The 17,379-nt window shown below is 59.1% G+C and carries 11 protein-coding genes; 7 read left to right on the forward strand and 4 right to left on the reverse strand.

Going from position 1 to position 17,379, the window contains the following annotated elements:
- Positions 1 to 50 precede the first annotated feature (50 nt).
- The 4 genes from yidC to rpmH all read right to left on the reverse strand — a co-directional run bounded on the left by yidC (position 51) and on the right by rpmH (position 2,669).
- Positions 51 to 1,718 (reverse strand): membrane protein insertase YidC, encoded by a 1,668-nt coding sequence (gene yidC / locus ACS13N_RS08310; RefSeq protein WP_438931213.1) that lies wholly within the window; start codon positions 1,716 to 1,718, stop codon positions 51 to 53.
- Positions 1,719 to 1,724: 6 nt separating this feature from the next.
- Positions 1,725 to 2,039, reverse strand: a complete 315-nt coding sequence (yidD, locus tag ACS13N_RS08315) for a membrane protein insertion efficiency factor YidD (protein ID WP_438931214.1) — start codon at positions 2,037 to 2,039, stop codon at positions 1,725 to 1,727.
- The gene (gene rnpA, locus ACS13N_RS08320; protein ID WP_438931215.1) at positions 2,036 to 2,461 is read right to left on the reverse strand and encodes a ribonuclease P protein component; all 426 of its coding nucleotides are present in this window, start codon (positions 2,459 to 2,461) and stop codon (positions 2,036 to 2,038) included. The genes yidD and rnpA overlap by 4 nt, the downstream gene beginning before the upstream one ends.
- Before the next feature lie 73 nt (positions 2,462 to 2,534).
- Positions 2,535 to 2,669 (reverse strand): 50S ribosomal protein L34, encoded by a 135-nt coding sequence (rpmH, locus tag ACS13N_RS08325; protein ID WP_003262958.1) that lies wholly within the window; start codon positions 2,667 to 2,669, stop codon positions 2,535 to 2,537.
- Positions 2,670 to 3,279: 610 nt separating this feature from the next.
- Here rpmH and dnaA point away from each other — a divergent pair.
- The 7 genes from dnaA (at position 3,280) to ACS13N_RS08360 (ending at position 17,371) form a co-directional block, all read left to right on the forward strand.
- On the forward strand, positions 3,280 to 4,881 hold the full coding sequence (gene dnaA, locus ACS13N_RS08330; RefSeq protein ID WP_438931216.1) for a chromosomal replication initiator protein DnaA: 1,602 nt from the start codon (positions 3,280 to 3,282) through the stop codon (positions 4,879 to 4,881).
- Between the two features lie 288 nt (positions 4,882 to 5,169).
- Complete coding sequence (dnaN, locus tag ACS13N_RS08335; RefSeq protein WP_438931217.1) at positions 5,170 to 6,285, forward strand: DNA polymerase III subunit beta; 1,116 nt, start codon at positions 5,170 to 5,172, stop codon at positions 6,283 to 6,285.
- Positions 6,286 to 6,425: 140 nt separating this feature from the next.
- Entirely contained in the window at positions 6,426 to 8,954 is a 2,529-nt protein-coding gene (gene gyrB / locus ACS13N_RS08340) for a DNA topoisomerase (ATP-hydrolyzing) subunit B (protein WP_438931218.1), read from the forward strand.
- A gap of 271 nt (positions 8,955 to 9,225) precedes the next feature.
- Positions 9,226 to 12,453, forward strand: coding sequence for a helicase-related protein (locus tag ACS13N_RS08345; protein WP_438931219.1), 3,228 nt, complete (start codon positions 9,226 to 9,228; stop codon positions 12,451 to 12,453).
- Entirely contained in the window at positions 12,450 to 13,280 is an 831-nt protein-coding gene (locus tag ACS13N_RS08350) for a DUF4391 domain-containing protein (protein ID WP_438931220.1), read from the forward strand. Before ACS13N_RS08345 ends, ACS13N_RS08350 begins: the two co-directional genes overlap by 4 nt.
- Before the next feature lie 9 nt (positions 13,281 to 13,289).
- On the forward strand, positions 13,290 to 15,413 hold the full coding sequence (locus ACS13N_RS08355; protein WP_438931221.1) for a GmrSD restriction endonuclease domain-containing protein: 2,124 nt from the start codon (positions 13,290 to 13,292) through the stop codon (positions 15,411 to 15,413).
- A 47-nt stretch (positions 15,414 to 15,460) separates the two neighbouring features.
- A complete protein-coding gene (locus ACS13N_RS08360; protein WP_438931222.1) occupies positions 15,461 to 17,371 on the forward strand; it encodes a site-specific DNA-methyltransferase in 1,911 nt (636 codons plus the stop codon).
- Positions 17,372 to 17,379: the final 8 nt, after the last annotated feature.

Genomic DNA, 17,379 nt, shown 5'->3' on the forward strand with positions numbered 1-17,379 from the left:
CATGAAAAAAGGGCACCCGAAGGTGCCCTTTTTGCTGAAGCGCGTTCGCCTTACTTGGCAGGCGCGGCGCCCTTGTTGGTGCCCAGCATGCGGTTGATCGACCATTGCTGCGCGATCGACAGGCAGTTGTTCACCACCCAGTACAGCACCAGGCCCGCCGGGAAGAAGAAGAACATCACCGAGAACGCGATCGGCATGAACATCATCACCTTGGCCTGCACCGGGTCCGGCGGGGTCGGGTTCAGCTTGGTCTGCACGAACATCGACACGGCCATCAGCACTGGCAGGATGTAGAACGGGTCCGGTGCCGACAGATCGTGCACCCAGCCGAGCCACGGCGCGCCGCGCATTTCCACCGACGACAGCAGCGCCCAGTACAGCGCCATGAACACCGGAATCTGGATCACGATCGGCAGGCAGCCGCCGAGCGGATTGACCTTCTCGGTGCGGTACAGCGTCATCATCTCCTGGTTCATCTTTTGCGGATCGCCCTTGTGGCGTTCGCGGATGGCTGTCATGCGCGGCTGCAGGTCCTTCATCTTGGCCATCGAACGGTAGCTCGTGGCCGACAGCGGGAAGAACACCAGCTTGATCAGCACCGTGAGCGCGATGATCGACCAGCCCCAGTTGCCCAGCAGCGCGTGAATCTTCTCGAGCAGCCAGAACAGCGGCTTGGCGACGATGGTCAGCCAGCCATAGTCCTTGACCAGATCCAGGCCCGGGGTGATGGCTTCGAGCATGCGCGCTTCTTGCGGGCCGGCGAACAGGCGTGCCGTGGCCGACACGCTGGCGCCCGGCGCCACCGTGCCCAGCGGCTCCTGAATGCCGATGCGGTAGAAGTTGGTATCGACGCGGTCGACGTAGTACTCACGCTTGACGTTGTCAGCCGGAATCCAGGCCGAGGCAAAGTAGTGCTGCACCATCGCCACCCAGCCGCTATCGGTCGGGGCCGGCACGTGTGCCTTGCCCTTGTCGATGTCGGAGAAGGTGATCTTGTGGAACTTGTCGCCGTCGGTGTAGACCGCCGGGCCGGTGAACGTGCTGTAGAAGCGCGATTGCTCAATCGCGCCGCCGTCGCGGGCCAGTTCCAGATACAGCGTCGGGTTGATCGGCGCGGTGCCGTCGTTGGTCACGTCGAAACGCGTGTCGATCACGTAGCTGCCGCGCTTGAAGACGTACGTCTTGACCAGCTTGGCGCCGCCCTTGTCGGCCGTCAGCGTGATGGAGACATCGTTGCCCGTGCCCAGCTCACGCGGGCCGGCCGATGCCGCAAACACCGTCGTGTGGTTCGGGAAGTCGCCGCCGATGATGCCCGAGCGCGCCAGGTAGGTGCGCTCAATGCTGCGGTCGAACAGCACCATCGGGTTGCCGTCGTGATCCTTCTGGTCCAGGACCTCAAGCTTGGTCACGATGGCGCCAGCCGTATCGATGGTGGCACGCACCACATCGGTCGTGATGACGATCTTTTCCGAAGCCGGTGTCTGTGCGTTGGTCGCGGGGGCGCCCGTTGCGGGAACGGCCTGCGAACCTGCGGCTGCCGTTGCGGCGGTGCTCTTCGGCACGTCGCCTGCGGGCGTGCTGCCCGGCGCGGCAGTCGTCGCCGTCTGCGGCGTCGGGAAGAACATCGACTGGTGGCCATTCGCGCGTTGCCAGTTGTCAAACAGCAGGACAACCGCCAGCGAGAAGATCACCCAGAGAATGGTGCGTTTGATATCCATGTCGGATTACGGTCTGGGAAGGTGAATCGACGGCCGCGCAGCCTGAGAGTCGGCTGCGGTCGCGTCGGTCGATGCGGAATCGGTGGAGCGGGGCACAGCGTCGCCAGCGGCGGGCGGCACAGGATCATACCCGCCTTGTGCGAACGGATGGCAGCGGCATAGGCGTTTTGCCGCAAGATAACTGCCGTAGCCCGGCCCATGCGTGATGACGGCATCGCGCGCGTAGTCGGAACAGGTCGGCAGGAAGCGGCATTGCGCACCCACGAAGGGGCTGAACGCCACTTTATAGATGCGCAGCAGAAACAACAGCACGCGCGTCATGACGTGCTCCCGGCGGCAGGCTGGGAGGCAGCGGGTGGGGCGGGCGGTGCAGGCAGCGGCCGTGTCGCAATCTCAAAGAGATGCGACAGCTCTTCGCGGCAGATGCGCTTGAAGGCGGCCACGGTGGGCACGTCCTGCCGCGGAAACTTGGCGTGCAGGCGGATCAGCACGTCGCGGCCGCCCAGAGACGGTTGCCGCAGGCGGAACAACTCGCGGCATTGGCGCTTGATGAGATTGCGCTCGACGGCGCGCTTGGCAAATTTCTTGCCGATCACCACGCCCAGGCGCGCCTGCGGGTGTCCGTTGGCGCGCACATACAGCACAAAGTGACGACTACGCCGGACGGGCCGCAAAGCAAAAACGGATGAGAACTCATCCGTTTTCGTCAGCCTTGCGGCTTTGGGGTAGGCGTGCAGGCCCATCGCCGGCTGGGGGTAAGACTGCGGCAAAAGCCATGGGCAACGGCCAGGAGCCGCCACCCGGGGCGCGGCAGTCTTAGATGGCCAGGCGCTTACGGCCCTTGGCGCGGCGTGCGTTCAGCACGGCACGGCCACCACGGGTCTTCATGCGGACACGGAAACCGTGGGTGCGCTTGCGACGGGTAACGGAAGGTTGGTAGGTACGCTTCATGATGCACTCTCTTGTTAATTGGTGGTGCGGACGCTGCCGCACGCGCCGGGCCTAGGGTCGCCCCGCAAAGCCTGGTGTCGATTCATTAGGAGAAATCGCCCACGCAGACCGCCGTGCGCTGTGTTGTTCATGGGCGCCGACGGTATCGGGCCTTAGCCGGATCAGGCGCGCTGGACGAATCCGGCGCCGCGTCTGACACGAACAAGCGTGCGCTCCCCTGCCGCGCATCGCAGAACCCGCCATTTAAACGATGTTTGCCGAATCTGTCAAGCCTGACGGATTGGGGATAACGTGCGTCCGGCGTCAGAAATCCACCCCCTTGTGAGTTGTCCCCAGCGCCTTGTGCGGCTTGGGGCATTTCGATGAAACCCTTGCCAGTATTGGGTTTGTGGGAGGGTAGCAAAATGGGTTGTCCACTGCTACTCACAGCAGGTCCACAGGTTATCCACAGACTTATCCTTTGTGGATAACTTTCGGCCGGGGGTACAATCCCGTTCCAATAACGAATGCCACCCGGTTTCTGGCCCGCGCCAGAGGCCCGGCGGCCGGCCCACCCGGGGACGTCGTCGATGACGTGTGTGTGGCGCCGGTCAAACACCAAACGATAACGATGCAGGATTTCTGGCATGCGGCATCCGCTCAACTCGAGAGTGAGCTGACGCCGCAACAATTCAAGACGTGGATCAAGCCGCTCACGCCGCTGTCGTTTGACGAGCAGGCGTGCACGCTGCGGATTGCCGCGCCCAACCGTTTCAAGCTCGACTGGGTCAAGAGCCAGTTCTCGGGCCGCATCCAGTCGCTCGCGTGTGACTACTGGGAGATGCAGGTCGACGTGCAGTTCGTGCTCGACCCGACCGCCGGCCAGCGCCAGGCACTCCAGCAGCCGGCATTTGCGCCTGCACCGATGCCGTCGATGGCTGGCCAGGCGGCGCAGCCCGTGCAAGCGATGCCGGTGGCAAGCGGCATCGCGCACAACCCGGCCGCTGTGCGCCCGGCGCCAGCGATGTACCGCGAAACCGCGCTCGCCACGGCCAGCCATGGGGTGGGTCGCGCGGCGGCCGATATCGACGTGCCCGTGATGGACGCCGCCGAAGTCAGCGCGCAGTCGTACCGCATGCCGCCGGCCGCACCCGCGGTGGTCGCGACGCTGGCTGTGCCGCCGCAGGCACCGGTCGATGACACCGTGCACGAGCGCTCGCGCCTGAACCAGATCCTCACGTTCGACAACTTCGTCACCGGTAAGGCCAACCAGTTGGCGCGCGCCGCGGCCATCCAGGTCGCCAACAACCCGGGCAAGTCGTACAACCCGCTGTACCTGTACGGCGGCGTGGGCCTGGGTAAGACGCACTTGATCCATGCCATCGGCAACTTCATGCTGATGGAGAACCCGCGCGCACGCATTCGCTACATTCACGCAGAACAGTACGTTTCTGACGTAGTGAAGGCTTACCAGCGCAAGGCGTTTGATGACTTCAAACGCTACTACCACTCGCTCGATCTGCTGCTGATCGATGACATCCAGTTCTTCTCGGGCAAGAACCGCACGCAGGAAGAATTCTTCTACGCGTTCGAGGCGCTGATCGCCAACCGCGCGCAGGTCATCATCACCAGCGATACGTATCCGAAAGAGATCACCGGCATTGATGACCGCCTGATCTCGCGCTTCGACTCCGGGTTGACGGTGGCCATCGAGCCGCCCGAGTTGGAAATGCGCGTCGCGATTCTGATGAAGAAGGCGCAGGCCGAGAACGTGACCGTGCCCGAAGAGGTCGCCTTCTTCGTGGCCAAGCACCTGCGCTCGAACGTGCGTGAGCTGGAAGGCGCGCTGCGCAAGATCCTGGCGTACTCGAACTTCCACGGCAAAGAGATCACGATCGAGGTTACGCGCGAGGCGCTCAAGGACTTGTTGACGGTGCAGAACCGCCAGATCTCGGTGGAGAACATCCAGAAGACCTGCGCGGATTTTTACAACATCAAAGTCGCGGATATGTACTCCAAGAAGCGGCCGGCCAACATCGCGCGCCCGCGCCAGATCGCCATGTATCTGGCCAAGGAGCTGACGCAGAAGAGCCTGCCCGAGATTGGCGAATTGTTTGGTGGGCGGGACCACACCACCGTGCTGCACGCCGTGCGCAAGATCGCTGACGAGCGCACCAAGGACGCCCAGCTCAACCACGAGCTGCACGTGCTGGAGCAAACGCTCAAGGGTTGATGTGTCGATGTGTCGCCGTGTGCCACCAAAGCGCATGGCAGCGCCATCTGCCCAGAATTTGCCGCATGCAAACGCCCGCTCGAACGCGGGCGTCTTTTCATGCACAATAGACGTATTTGCCGCGCGCGCGACGCTATCCAGCGCCCCCTTCTTTGCGGTATAATTTGTGATTAACCCCTTGATTTGCAACGATTTTGGGGTTAATCGCGAATGCTCCTGCAGGCACATGCCCACTGGGCTGATGCTGGGGCGCGCGCGGTGTCACCTCAAACTGCAAGGATCGCCTTCATGCAATTGGTCAAAACCTCGCGAGACAACCTGCTGCGTCCGCTGCAAATCGTGAGCGGCATCGTGGAACGCCGTCACACGCTGCCCATCCTGGCCAATCTGCTCATCACGAAGAAGGGTGAACGGGTTTCCTTCCTGTCCACCGACATCGAAATCCAGATCACCACGCACGCCGATTGCGGTGCCGGCGCCGGCGACATCGCCACCACCGTGGCTGCCCGCAAGCTGGTCGACATCCTGCGTGCGATGCCTGATGGCGAAGTCGCGCTCACGCTCAACGACAAGCGCATGACGGTGCAATCCGGCAAGAGCCGCTTTGCGCTGCAGACGCTGGCTGCCGAAGAATTCCCGACCGTGGCCGAGGCAACCGACTTTGGCGCGCGCATCACCGTGCCGCAGAAGACGCTCAAGCACCTGCTGGCGATGGTGCACTTCTCCATGGCCCAGCAGGACATCCGCTACTACCTCAACGGCATGTTGCTGGTGGTGGACGGCAAGCAAGTCATGGCAGTCGCCACCGACGGCCACCGCCTCGCCTACTGCGGCGTGGAAACGGGCGAGCAACCGGCAGGCGCCGGCGGCCGCCACGAAGTCATCATCCCGCGCAAGACCATTCTTGAGCTGCAACGCCTGCTGGAAGACGTGGACGATCCCGTCTCGGTGCAACTGGCGTCGAACCAGGTCAAGTTCACCTTCGGCAACATCGAGCTGATCTCCAAGCTGGTCGAAGGCAAGTTCCCGGATTTCCAGCGCGTGATCCCCAAGGGTTACCGCAACAGCTTCACGATCGAACGTACGTTCCTGCAAAGCGCACTGCAACGTACGGCCATCCTGACGACCGACAAGTTCAAGGGCGTGCGCTGCATGCTCGACACCAACGTCCTGAAGATCAGCTCCACCAACGCTGACCAGGAAGAAGCGCAGGAAGAACTCGAAATCGACTACCAGGGCGATGCGCTGGATATCGGTTTCAACGTGACTTACCTGCTGGACGTGCTGGCCAACCTCAAGGCCGAAAAGGTGCAGGTGAGCCTGGGCGACTCCAACTCGAGCGCGCTCATCACCCTGCCCGACGACGACACCTTCAAGTACGTCGTCATGCCGATGCGCATCTGACACGCATTTGCCAGATAAGCACCATCGAAAGCAAGACGAGGGGCTGGATCGGAGAGATCCGCCCCTTCGCCGTTTTTAAGCAACCCCGCTGTGTGCACTGAAGCCACCATTTCCGTGTCCATGGCAGCGAGCAGAACGACATGACCGAAGAGCAGAAACCGCAATCCACCCCCGCCGAGGCCAACAGCTATGACGCCGCCTCGATCCAGATCCTGGAAGGCCTGGAGGCGGTACGCAAGCGGCCGGGCATGTACATCGGCGATACGTCGGACGGCACCGGCCTGCACCACCTCGTGTTCGAGGTGCTGGACAACTCCATCGATGAGGCGCTGGCCGGGCATTGCACTGAGATCCAGGTCACCATCCACACGGACAACTCCATCTCCGTGATCGACAACGGCCGTGGCATTCCGACCGGCATCAAGTTTGACGACAAGCACGAGCCCAAGCGCAGCGCGACCGAGATCGCCATGACCGAGCTGCACGCCGGTGGCAAGTTCAACCAGAACAGCTACAAGGTGTCGGGCGGCCTGCACGGCGTGGGTGTGTCGTGCGTGAACGGTCTGTCGAAGTGGATGAAGGTGACCGTCCGCCAGGGCGGCAAGGTGCATTACATCGAGTTTGCGCAGGGCATTCCGCAAAACCGCCTGATCGAAACGGTGAAAGCGCCGGACGGCACGATGGTGGAGGTCTCCCCGCTGCACGTGTCGGGCACCACCGACAAGCGCGGTACCGAAGTGCACTTCCTGGCCGACGAAGAGATCTTCACCAACGTCGAGTACCACTACGAGATCCTCTCCAAGCGCATTCGCGAGCTCTCGTTCCTGAACAACGGCGTGCACATCAAGCTGACCGATCAGCGCACCGGCAAGGAAGAAGACTTCGCCTTCTCGGGCGGCGTGAAGGGCTTTGTTGAGTACATCAACAAGAACAAGACCGTGCTGCACCCGACCGTGTTCACCGCCAGCGGTGAGAAAGACGGCGTGGCCGTGGAAGTGTCGATGCAGTGGAACGACGCCTACAACGAGCAGGTGCTTTGCTTCACCAACAACATCCCGCAGCGCGACGGCGGCACCCACCTCACGGGCCTGCGCGCCGCCATGACGCGCGTCATCAACAAGTACATCGCCGACAACGAGATCGCCAAGAAGGCCAAGGTGGAAACCTCGGGCGACGACATGCGCGAAGGCCTGGCCTGTGTGCTGTCGGTCAAGGTGCCGGAGCCCAAGTTCAGCTCGCAGACCAAGGACAAGCTCGTGTCCTCCGAAGTGCGCCTGCCGGTGGAAGAAGTCGTGGCCAAGGCGCTGGCGGATTTCCTGCTGGAAACGCCGGTGGACGCCAAGATCATCTGCGGCAAGATCGTGGAAGCCGCCCGCGCGCGTGAAGCCGCCCGCAAGGCCCGCGAAATGACGCGCCGCAAGGGCGTGCTCGACGGCATGGGCCTGCCCGGCAAGCTGGCCGACTGCCAGGAGAAAGACCCCGCGCTGTCAGAACTCTTCATCGTCGAGGGTGACTCCGCAGGCGGCTCCGCCAAGCAGGGCCGCGACCGCAAGTTCCAGGCGATCCTGCCGCTCAAGGGCAAGATCCTGAACGTCGAGCGCGCGCGCTTTGACAAGATGCTCTCCAGCCAGGAAGTGCTCACGCTCATCACCGCCATGGGCACCGGCATTGGCAAGGACGACTACAACCTCGACAAGCTGCGCTACCACCGCATCATCATCATGACCGATGCTGACGTGGACGGCTCGCACATCCGCACGCTGCTGCTCACGTTCTTCTACCGCCAGATGCCCGAGATCATCGAGCGCGGCCACGTGTACATCGCCCAGCCGCCGCTCTACAAGATCAAGCACGGCAAGGAAGAGCGCTACATCAAAGACGACGTCGAGATGGCCGCCTACCTCGTGCGCCAGGCGCTGGACACCGCCGTGCTGGTGCGTGCCGACGGCACCGAGATTGCCGGCGACGCCCTGGCCGAACTCGCACGCCAGTACCAGCTCAGCCGCGGCGTGATCGAGCGCCTGTCGCGCGTGATTGACGCCGACGCCCTGCGCGCCATTGCCGAAGGCGTGGCCCTGGACCTGAGCAGCGAAGCCGCCGCCGAAGCCAGCGCCCGCACGCTCAAGGCCCGCCTGCTGGAAATGCAAGGTAACGCCAGCAGCGCCAACGGCGGCGCCACCGCAGACGCCTTCATGCAGTACGACGAGAAGAGCGAGAAGTACCGCGTGATGGTGGTGCGCCGCCAGCACGGCAACCAGCGCCTCAGCCACATCGACGCCGACTTCGTGGCCGGCGCCGACTACGCCGCACTGTCGAGCACCGCCGCCACCTTCCAGGGCCTGATTGGCGACGGCGCCAAGGTGCGCCGTGGCACCGGCGACAAGATGCGCGAGCAGAACGTTGCCGACTTCCACGCCGCCATGACGTGGCTGCTGAGCGAAGCCGAGCGCGGCGTGAGCCGCCAGCGCTACAAGGGCCTGGGCGAAATGAACCCCGAGCAGCTGTGGGAAACCACCATGGACGTCACCCAGCGCCGCTTGCTGCGCGTGCAGATTGAAGACGCCATTGCGGCGGACCAGATCTTTACGACGCTGATGGGCGACGACGTGGAACCGCGCCGGAACTTCATTGAGAGCAATGCGTTGGTGGCGCGGAATATTGATGTTTGATCATTCATGTCAAACGCCACCGAACACGGAGCCCTTGCTGAGGTAGGCGGGGTTTCGAATTAGTAAGTAGGTGAAATTTATTTCACGTCAGGAGCCCCCTAACATGGGGGCTTTTGATTTTCATCCTGACTGGTGTATGAATATCTGTTTTGGGTATTCACCTGCTGTGTTGCCGCTCTTGCACCATTTTCATTTGCTATGAGCAGGAACACGATCGCAGTATCCCAATAATGGTGAGAAAGGCAGCTATCACTCCGGGGGGAACAGAGCGATGAAGTTCGTCAGCAATGTCGGCACAGACAGGGTATTGGACATGATTCGTCCGTGGCTGAAGCGCAGCCACAAATTGGACATGGTGTCTGAGTCCTTTTCCTTGTTCGCGTTTGCCGAGCTGCTGAGCGAGTTGCCGTTGTTGGATCGAGCGCGAATCGTCGTCCCTCCTCTCCCAAAAGCGCCGACGCCTACGCCTCAGCTAGATCACCTCGGACTACTTGGTACATCTGCTGACCGCAACTTTCGCAACAGACTGCAAGCGCATTGGCTTGCGCGCCAGCTCTTGCAATGGTTAGAAGGCGGGGCAGAAGTGCGTAGTGCGAAGGGAGCCATTCCTCAAGGCACCCTCGTCTTGCGCGACAACGCAGGCGATGCCCAGCAAGCCGTGTTAGGTTCGTTCGGTTTCGGCACGGAAGGTCTGGGCATCACCCCTGGCAACCCACTGAATTTGATTCAGGCGTCGGAAAGCGTGGTTGAGGCACGTATGTTGAGCCAATGGTTCGACGTGCAATGGGCGCAGCTCGAAGGCAACCCGGTGGCCAACACGTCCCTGATGTCTGCAGTCAAAGAGCTTGCTACGCACCGCGATGCCGCCAGCATTTATGCCCTGGTGCTTCAACAGCTATTCGCAACAGAGGGCTTAGACGAAGAAAAGGTTGTCAAATCGGCAACAGGCATTCGTAACACGGTGGTCTGGAAGAAGCTCTACAAGTTTCAACGTGATGGTGTTGTGGGTGCTATCGAGAAGCTTGAGCGCTTTGGGGGCTGCATTATTGCTGACAGCGTTGGCCTGGGTAAAACTTTCGAGGCCTTGGCCATCATCAAGTATCACGAACTGCGCAACGATCGTGTTCTGGTGCTATGCCCCAAACGCTTGCGTGACAATTGGACGCTCTACAAGGCCAACGACCGGCGCAATATCTTGGCCCCGGATCGCCTTAACTACGACGTTCTCAACCACACGGACCTCACTCGCGATAGTGGTCACTCAGGTGACATCGACTTGTCCCACGTGAATTGGGGCAACTACGACCTCGTCGTAATTGACGAGTCCCACAACTTTCGCAATAAGGCTGCCAACAAAGGTCGCGAAACGCGCTATGACCGCTTGATGCGGAAAATCATTCGTGAAGGCGTTAAGACGCGGGTGCTGATGCTCTCAGCCACGCCTGTGAACAACCGACTGGCTGACCTTCGCAATCAGATTGCCTTCGTGACAGAGGGTGACGACACGGCGTTGTTTGACCATGGCATCGCCAGCATTGATAGCACCACGCGACGCGCTCAAAAGGCATTCAATCGGTGGCTGGACTTGCCGGCAGAGGAAAAGACGCCAGCTTTACTGGTGGAGATGCTGGGCTTCGATTACTTCGCCTTGCTTGATCACCTGACGATCGCTCGCTCACGGCGACACATCGAGAAGTACTACGGCACGGCTGAAACAGGCCGGTTCCCTGACCGACTGCCACCGATCAACATCAAGGCCGACGTGGACCGTGCGGGCGAATTCCGCTCGATTCGCGACATCAATCTTGAGATCAGGCGCCTCAATCTCTCGGCCTACGCGCCACTTCGCTATGTGCTTCCGCACAAGCAAGAAGCCTACGATCAGAAGTACAGCACCCAGATTCGCGGTGGCGAAAGTTTCTTCCGACAGGTAGACCGTGAAGAAAGCCTGATCCATCTGCTGCGCGTCAACGTTCTCAAGAGAATGGAGAGCGCAGTGTCATCGTTTGCTTTGACGGTTCAACGCCAACTGAAGGATGTAGAGGGCTTGCTGGCTCGAATCGACGCGCATGAAGAGGAGATCGAAGAGCCGGACATAGCCGACGTGGACATCGACGATCCCGCCTTTGAGTCGCTTCTCGTTGGCCGCAAGGTTAAGGTCCTGCTTAGCGATGTTGACCTTCTGCGTTGGAAGCAAGATCTGATTGAAGATCGCAACCGCTTGGCCACGCTCTATGCCGCCGCCGAGCAGGTGAGCGCGACACGCGACGACAAGCTGCAAAAACTGCGAGGCCTTATCGCTGACAAGTGCCGGCAGCCTACCAATCCCGGCAATCGCAAGGTGATCGTGTTCACCGCATTTGCCGATACCGCCGCCTACTTATATGAGCATCTAGCACCTTGGTCCAAGGGGGAGCTGGGTATCGAATCAGCTCTAGTGACCGGTGCGGGTCGCAACCAAACCACGCTGCCACATTTGCACCGCGACCTAACCAGCATTCTGACGGCATTCTCGCCGCGCTCTAAAGAGCGCCCGGAAGAGCTGGCCCACGAAGGTGAGCTGAATTTGCTCATCGCCACCGATTGCATCAGCGAGGGTCAGAATCTGCAGGACTGCGATTGGCTTATCAACTACGACATCCATTGGAACCCGGTTCGCATCATTCAGCGGTTTGGTCGGATCGACCGTATCGGGTCCACCAACAACTGCATTCAACTGGTGAACTTCTGGCCCAACATGGAGCTTGAGGAGTACATCAACCTGGAGCAGCGGGTGAGTGGGCGCATGGTGTTGCTGGACATCTCTGCGACTGGTGAAGAGAACATCATCGAGCAACAGTCTGGCAACCAGATGAATGACCTGGAGTATCGGCGCAACCAACTATTGAAACTGCAAGAGACGGTGATTGATCTGGAGGACCTATCTAGCGGTGTTGCTATTACCGATCTCACGCTAACCGACTTCCGTATCGACCTAGCCGAATACTCACGCGAGCATCCCACCAAGCTGGAAAGCATGCCGTTGGGGTGCTTTGCGGTCACAACGAGCATCGACGCGGATATTTCTTCCGGCGTTCTATTTTGTCTTCGCGTTGATGGGGCTGCTGCAGGAAAGGTGATTGACCCCAACTATCCGCTAGCCCCGCACTACCTGGTCCACGTGGGTGACGATGGTGCTGTGCTCTTGCCGTACACCCAAGCCAAACGCATTCTTGATCGTCTAAAGCGACTGTGTGTAGGCCGCGATATTCCCGATGCCACGGCTTGCGCTCGGTTCGATCGAGGCACTCGACACGGTGAAGACATGCGGCAAGCGCAAAAACTTTTGGCCGCTGCGGTGTCCTCTATTGTCGGGAAATCTGAAGAGCGCGCTGTCGCCAGCTTGTTTTCCCCGGGTGGCACGCATGCGATGAAAGGTGAATTCGCTGGCGCTAACGATTTTGAGGTCGTGGCATTCCTTATCGTATTGCCAAACGGTGTAGAGGCGTCAGCCGCATGAGCTCCGCGAAGATATGCGGGAGTGATGTATTGATCGCGATGACACTTCCAACTGCTGCGATGGTGCAGCAGCGTATTCCCAAGAAGATGCTAGCCGAGCACGGTGCGGCAACCCTGGCGGATCGGAGGTTGGTGCAAGACCGTATCGAAGAGCTGACTTGGTGTGCCGCTCTCAAGCCTTCCAACGTCGGTATCGCAGCCTATGAGGATGAGGTTCGCAGCTACCTGGAAGTGGCAATCTTGAGCGTCAGGCTACGAGCTGAGGAAACCGCTTACGACCAGCCTCACCAGCAAGCCTTAAGAATTAGCACCGCCGTTAAGCGTGCGGCCGAATTGATTCATCGTGCGGTTCCGTACCCTACAGTGCTCCTCTTGGAAGAGGGCCGGCAATTGTTTGTTTCCATGGTTCATGTCCGCTGGGCGCAACGTGAAGCGGAAAAGATAGTGCTAGATGGCGATTCGATCGTCGCAGCCTTCAATACCGTGGTGTCGGATGACAAGACAAACACGGCACTTAACGCGCTCCTCAGTTCACTAGCGCTGAGTAGACAGCCTCGCACGCACTTTTTGGCGCTGTACCAAGGCTGGTTTGACGTGCTATCTGCATGGCAGGTTGTTGAGCTAACCGGGCAGTTCAGGTTGAGTGAGAGCCCCGAGCAAGCCTCCGAACGCCGTGCAGCCCTGCGCACCTGTCAAGAGTTGGATGCCCGAATTACGGCAGCGCGTAGCGCGGCGAGCAAAGAAAAGCAGTTGGCACGGCAGGTTGCCGCCAATCTAGAAATTAAGGGACTGCTGGCCGAGCGTCAGCTGATCGCACAAAGCCTATAAAGGATCGAAGTGAAAGCCACCGAAGCGAACCTGCTTAAGTTTCTGCGCAAGTCTCCGCAGTTTGTCATTCCGATCTATCAACGCAACTACTCCTGGACGGCCGACCAGTGCCGCCAACTGTGGGCCGACTTGATGCGCGCAGGTCGCGATCAAGCAGTTAATGCCCACTTCATCGGTTCTATCGTTTATGTCGAGCGAGGGTTGTCCTCCGTCACAGCGCAAGAAGCTCTGTTGGTGATCGACGGTCAACAGCGCTTGACTACCAGCACGCTACTTATTGCAGCGTTGGCGAAGCACTTTGAGGCCCAGGGTGTGGGGGAGTTGCTGGAAGCTTTCTCTGCCAAGAAGCTGCGCAACTACTATTTGCTGAACCCAGACGAAGACGGTGAGCGCCACTTCAAGCTGATCTTGTCAGAAACAGACAAAGACACGCTGCTTGCGATCCTCCAAGGCACACCAAAACCAGCCGAGGCGAGTACCCGCATCACCGAAAACTACGCCTTGTTCCAAGAACTCATTTCGGCAAATCAGGCTGAGCTGGAAGCCATCTGCCAAGGCCTTGCCAAGCTGGTGATCGTAGACGTGTCGCTGGACCGTTCTCAAGACAACCCGCAGTTGATCTTCGAGAGCATGAACTCCACAGGGCTGGAGCTCAGCCAGGCAGATCTGATTCGCAATTACATCCTGATGGGGCTCGAGCCCAAGCTGCAGACCGATCTGTACAAGAGCTACTGGCGACCGATGGAGCGGGATTTTGGTCAAGCCGCGTATGTGCTGCATTTCGACGCTTTCATGCGTCACTACCTGACCGCAAAAACTGGCGAAATTCCGAACGTGCGCGAGGTCTACGTCGCGTTCAAGGGCTTTGCACGTGGGTTCAAAGGTGATATCCGTGATTTGGTTGCGGACATCTATGCCTACGCGTCTTACTACTGCGCTATGGCGCTGGGTACGGAAAGCGACGCCGCACTCAAGCAAGCCTTTCACGATCTGCGCGAACTGAAGGTAGATGTGGCGTACCCGTTCTTGCTGGACGTCTATCACGACTACAAGCAGGGCCGCTTGACCAGTGAGGAAGTGCTACACATCGTCCGTCTGGTTGAGAGCTACGTGTTCCGTCGCGCCATCTGCGCTATTCCGACCAACTCGCTGAACAAGACGTTTGCTGGCTTGAGCCGAACGCTGAAAAAAGACCGCTATCTTGAAAGCGTTCAAGCCGCGTTTTTGTTGCTGCCGTCCTATCGGCGCTTCCCCAGCGGGGAAGAGTTCCAACGCGACATCAAGGTGCGTGACCTATACAACTTCCGCAGCCGTAGCTACTGGTTACGTCGCCTCGAAAACCACGACCGTAAAGAGCGTGTGGTGGTTGAGGACTACACCATCGAACACATTCTTCCGCAAAACGAGGCTTTGTCCAAAGAGTGGCAGGCGGAGTTGGGGGCGGACTGGCAGCGTGTTCAGCAGGAATGGCTGCATACCTTGGGAAACCTGACCCTGACTGGGTACAACAGCGAGTACAGCGATCATTCGTTTACTGACAAACGGGATCAGATCACTGACAAGAACGGCAACCCCGTAGGGTTTGCTCACAGCCCGCTGAAACTTAATTTGGGGCTTGGCAAAGTTAAGCGATGGGATGAGGCTGCAATCAAGGCCCGCGCAGAGCGTTTGGCTGCGGATGCCACCAAAGTATGGGGCGCTCCGCAGTTGGCCGAGGACATACTTAGCGTCTATCGACCAACTGCGGCGAAGTCGGGCCAACAGTACAGCTTGGCTGATCATGCCCATTTGACTGTCGGCCCCTTGCGTGAGTTGTTTGATGAGTTGCGCAAAGCGATTTTGGGACTGGACGCATGTGTGACCGAGGAGTTTTTGAAGGTCCGCGTGGCTTACAAGGCGGAAACAAACTTTGTTGATGTGGTGCCGCAAGCTAAGCGTCTGCTGCTGGTACTGAACTTGAACATTGCCGACATTGAAGACCCCAAGGGGTTGTGCCGTGACATCTCCAATGTTGGTCATTGGGGTATCGGGGATGTCGAAGTCGGCTTATGCAGCATGAGTGAACTGCCCTATGCAATGGGCCTGATTCGTCAGTCTTTCGACTGCCAGATGGGCGGCCCGCAAGACGCGTAAGCCTTGGCAGGCCAATGCCGAATTCAAAGTATTGAGAGAATATCTGAATGACCATCCAGAAAATCGAAGCGCATTCACCCTTGGCGCAGAGTGCTGACCTGATCGCTGACAACATCACCAAACTAAAGGGGTTGTTTCCTGAACTGGTGACGGAGAAGGCGACTGATGGCGAGACCGTTGCAGCGTTAAATGTCGATGTTCTAAAAGCGTTGATTGGCGACGCTACTGCGACTGATGCCGACGAGAAGTACGGCCTGAATTGGCACGGCAAGCGCAAGGCTCGGCAGATTGCTTTGACACCCAGCACCGGCACGCTGCGCCCATGCCCAGAAGAGAGCGTGGCGTGGGACAAAACGCAGAACTTGATGATCGAAGGCGACAACCTTGAAGTGCTGAAGCTTCTGCAAAAGAGCTATGCGGGAAAGGTGAAGTTGATCTATATCGACCCGCCGTACAACACCGGCAAAGACTTTGTTTACCCGGACAACTTCCAGGACAACATCAAGAACTACCTGGAACTGACGAACCAAACCGAGGGCGGCACGAAGCTCACTAGTAACACAGAAGCTAGCGGACGGTTTCACACCGATTGGCTGAACATGATGTACCCACGTCTCAAACTTGCGCAATCGTTGTTGGCTGAAGATGGCGCAATATTTGTCAGCATCGCAGATCATGAAATCCACAATCTGCGGCATGTGATGGATGAAGTCCTGGGCGCGGAGAACTTTGTTGCGACTGTCATCTGGCACAAAATGGACAGCCCTAAGAACTCGGCTGTTCACTTAAGTGAAGATCATGACTATGTCGTTATCTATGCGAAAAAGGGCGAAGTTTGGCGACCATGCCCGCTTCCTCGAACTCAGGAGATGATTGCTAGGTACAAGAACCCCGACAATGATTCTCGCGGGCCTTGGCTTCTGGGCGACCTGGCGGCGCGAAACTATTACGCGCAGGGGCGATACCCCATTACAACCCCTGCCGGGCGGGTAATTCCGGGGCCTCCGGCCGGCAGTTACTGGCGAATCAGCGAAGAGAAGTTCAAAGAACTCGACGAAGATGGGCGCATTTGGTGGGGTGAAGCAAAGGACAACCGCCCAGGTATCAAACGCTTTCTTTCAGAGGTCAAGGATGGCGTGGTTCCTCAGACATACTGGCCGTGGAAGGATGTCGGCAGTACTCGGCATGCTAAACAAGAACTTTCCCAGTTGATGGAAGCGGATGCGGGAGAGGATCTCTTCATTACTCCGAAACCCGTTCGATTGCTAAAGCGCGTGCTCCAGATTGGGGCGCCGAAAGATGCTCTGGTACTGGATTTCTTCGCGGGATCTGGCACGACGTTGCATGCCACATATGATTTGAATGCAGAGGACGATGGGAATCGACGATGCATTCTTGTTCAGTTGCCGGAACCTTTGTCCGAGACGTCGCCAAGGGGGTTTAAGACTATTGCGGACATTACTCGTGACAGGGTTCGGAGAGCTGGCGCGCGCCATGAAAATAGGGAGCGTGCGAAGTCTCTTGATACAGGATTTAGAGCATTCAAACTCGACACCTCCAACATTCGCGCTTGGAATCCCAACCCCGCAGATCTGCGGGCTTCGCTGCTCTCAAACCTTGAGCATATCGAGCCCGGTCGCACCAATGACGACGTGTTGTATGAGGTGTTACTGAAGCTCGGCCTTGACCTGTGCGTGCCCATGGAGCAAGTGCAGATCGCAGGTAAGACTGTGCACAGCGTTGGCGCTGGCACACTGCTGGCCTGTATGGACGAGCACATCGGTGTGGCGGATGCCGAAGCCCTGGCCTTAGGTATGGCTCAGTGGCGTGAGGAGCAGGGCACCGCCACCGAAACTACCGCCGTCTTCCGCGACAGTGCTTTCGAGAACGATGTGGCCAAGAGCAATCTCGCCGCGATCTTGGAGCAGCACGGCATCAAGCACGTGCGTAGCCTGTGAGGAACGCA

It is taken from the genome of Ralstonia sp. 24A2, assembly GCF_051783885.1.
Taxonomy (GTDB): Bacteria; Pseudomonadota; Gammaproteobacteria; order Burkholderiales; family Burkholderiaceae; genus Ralstonia.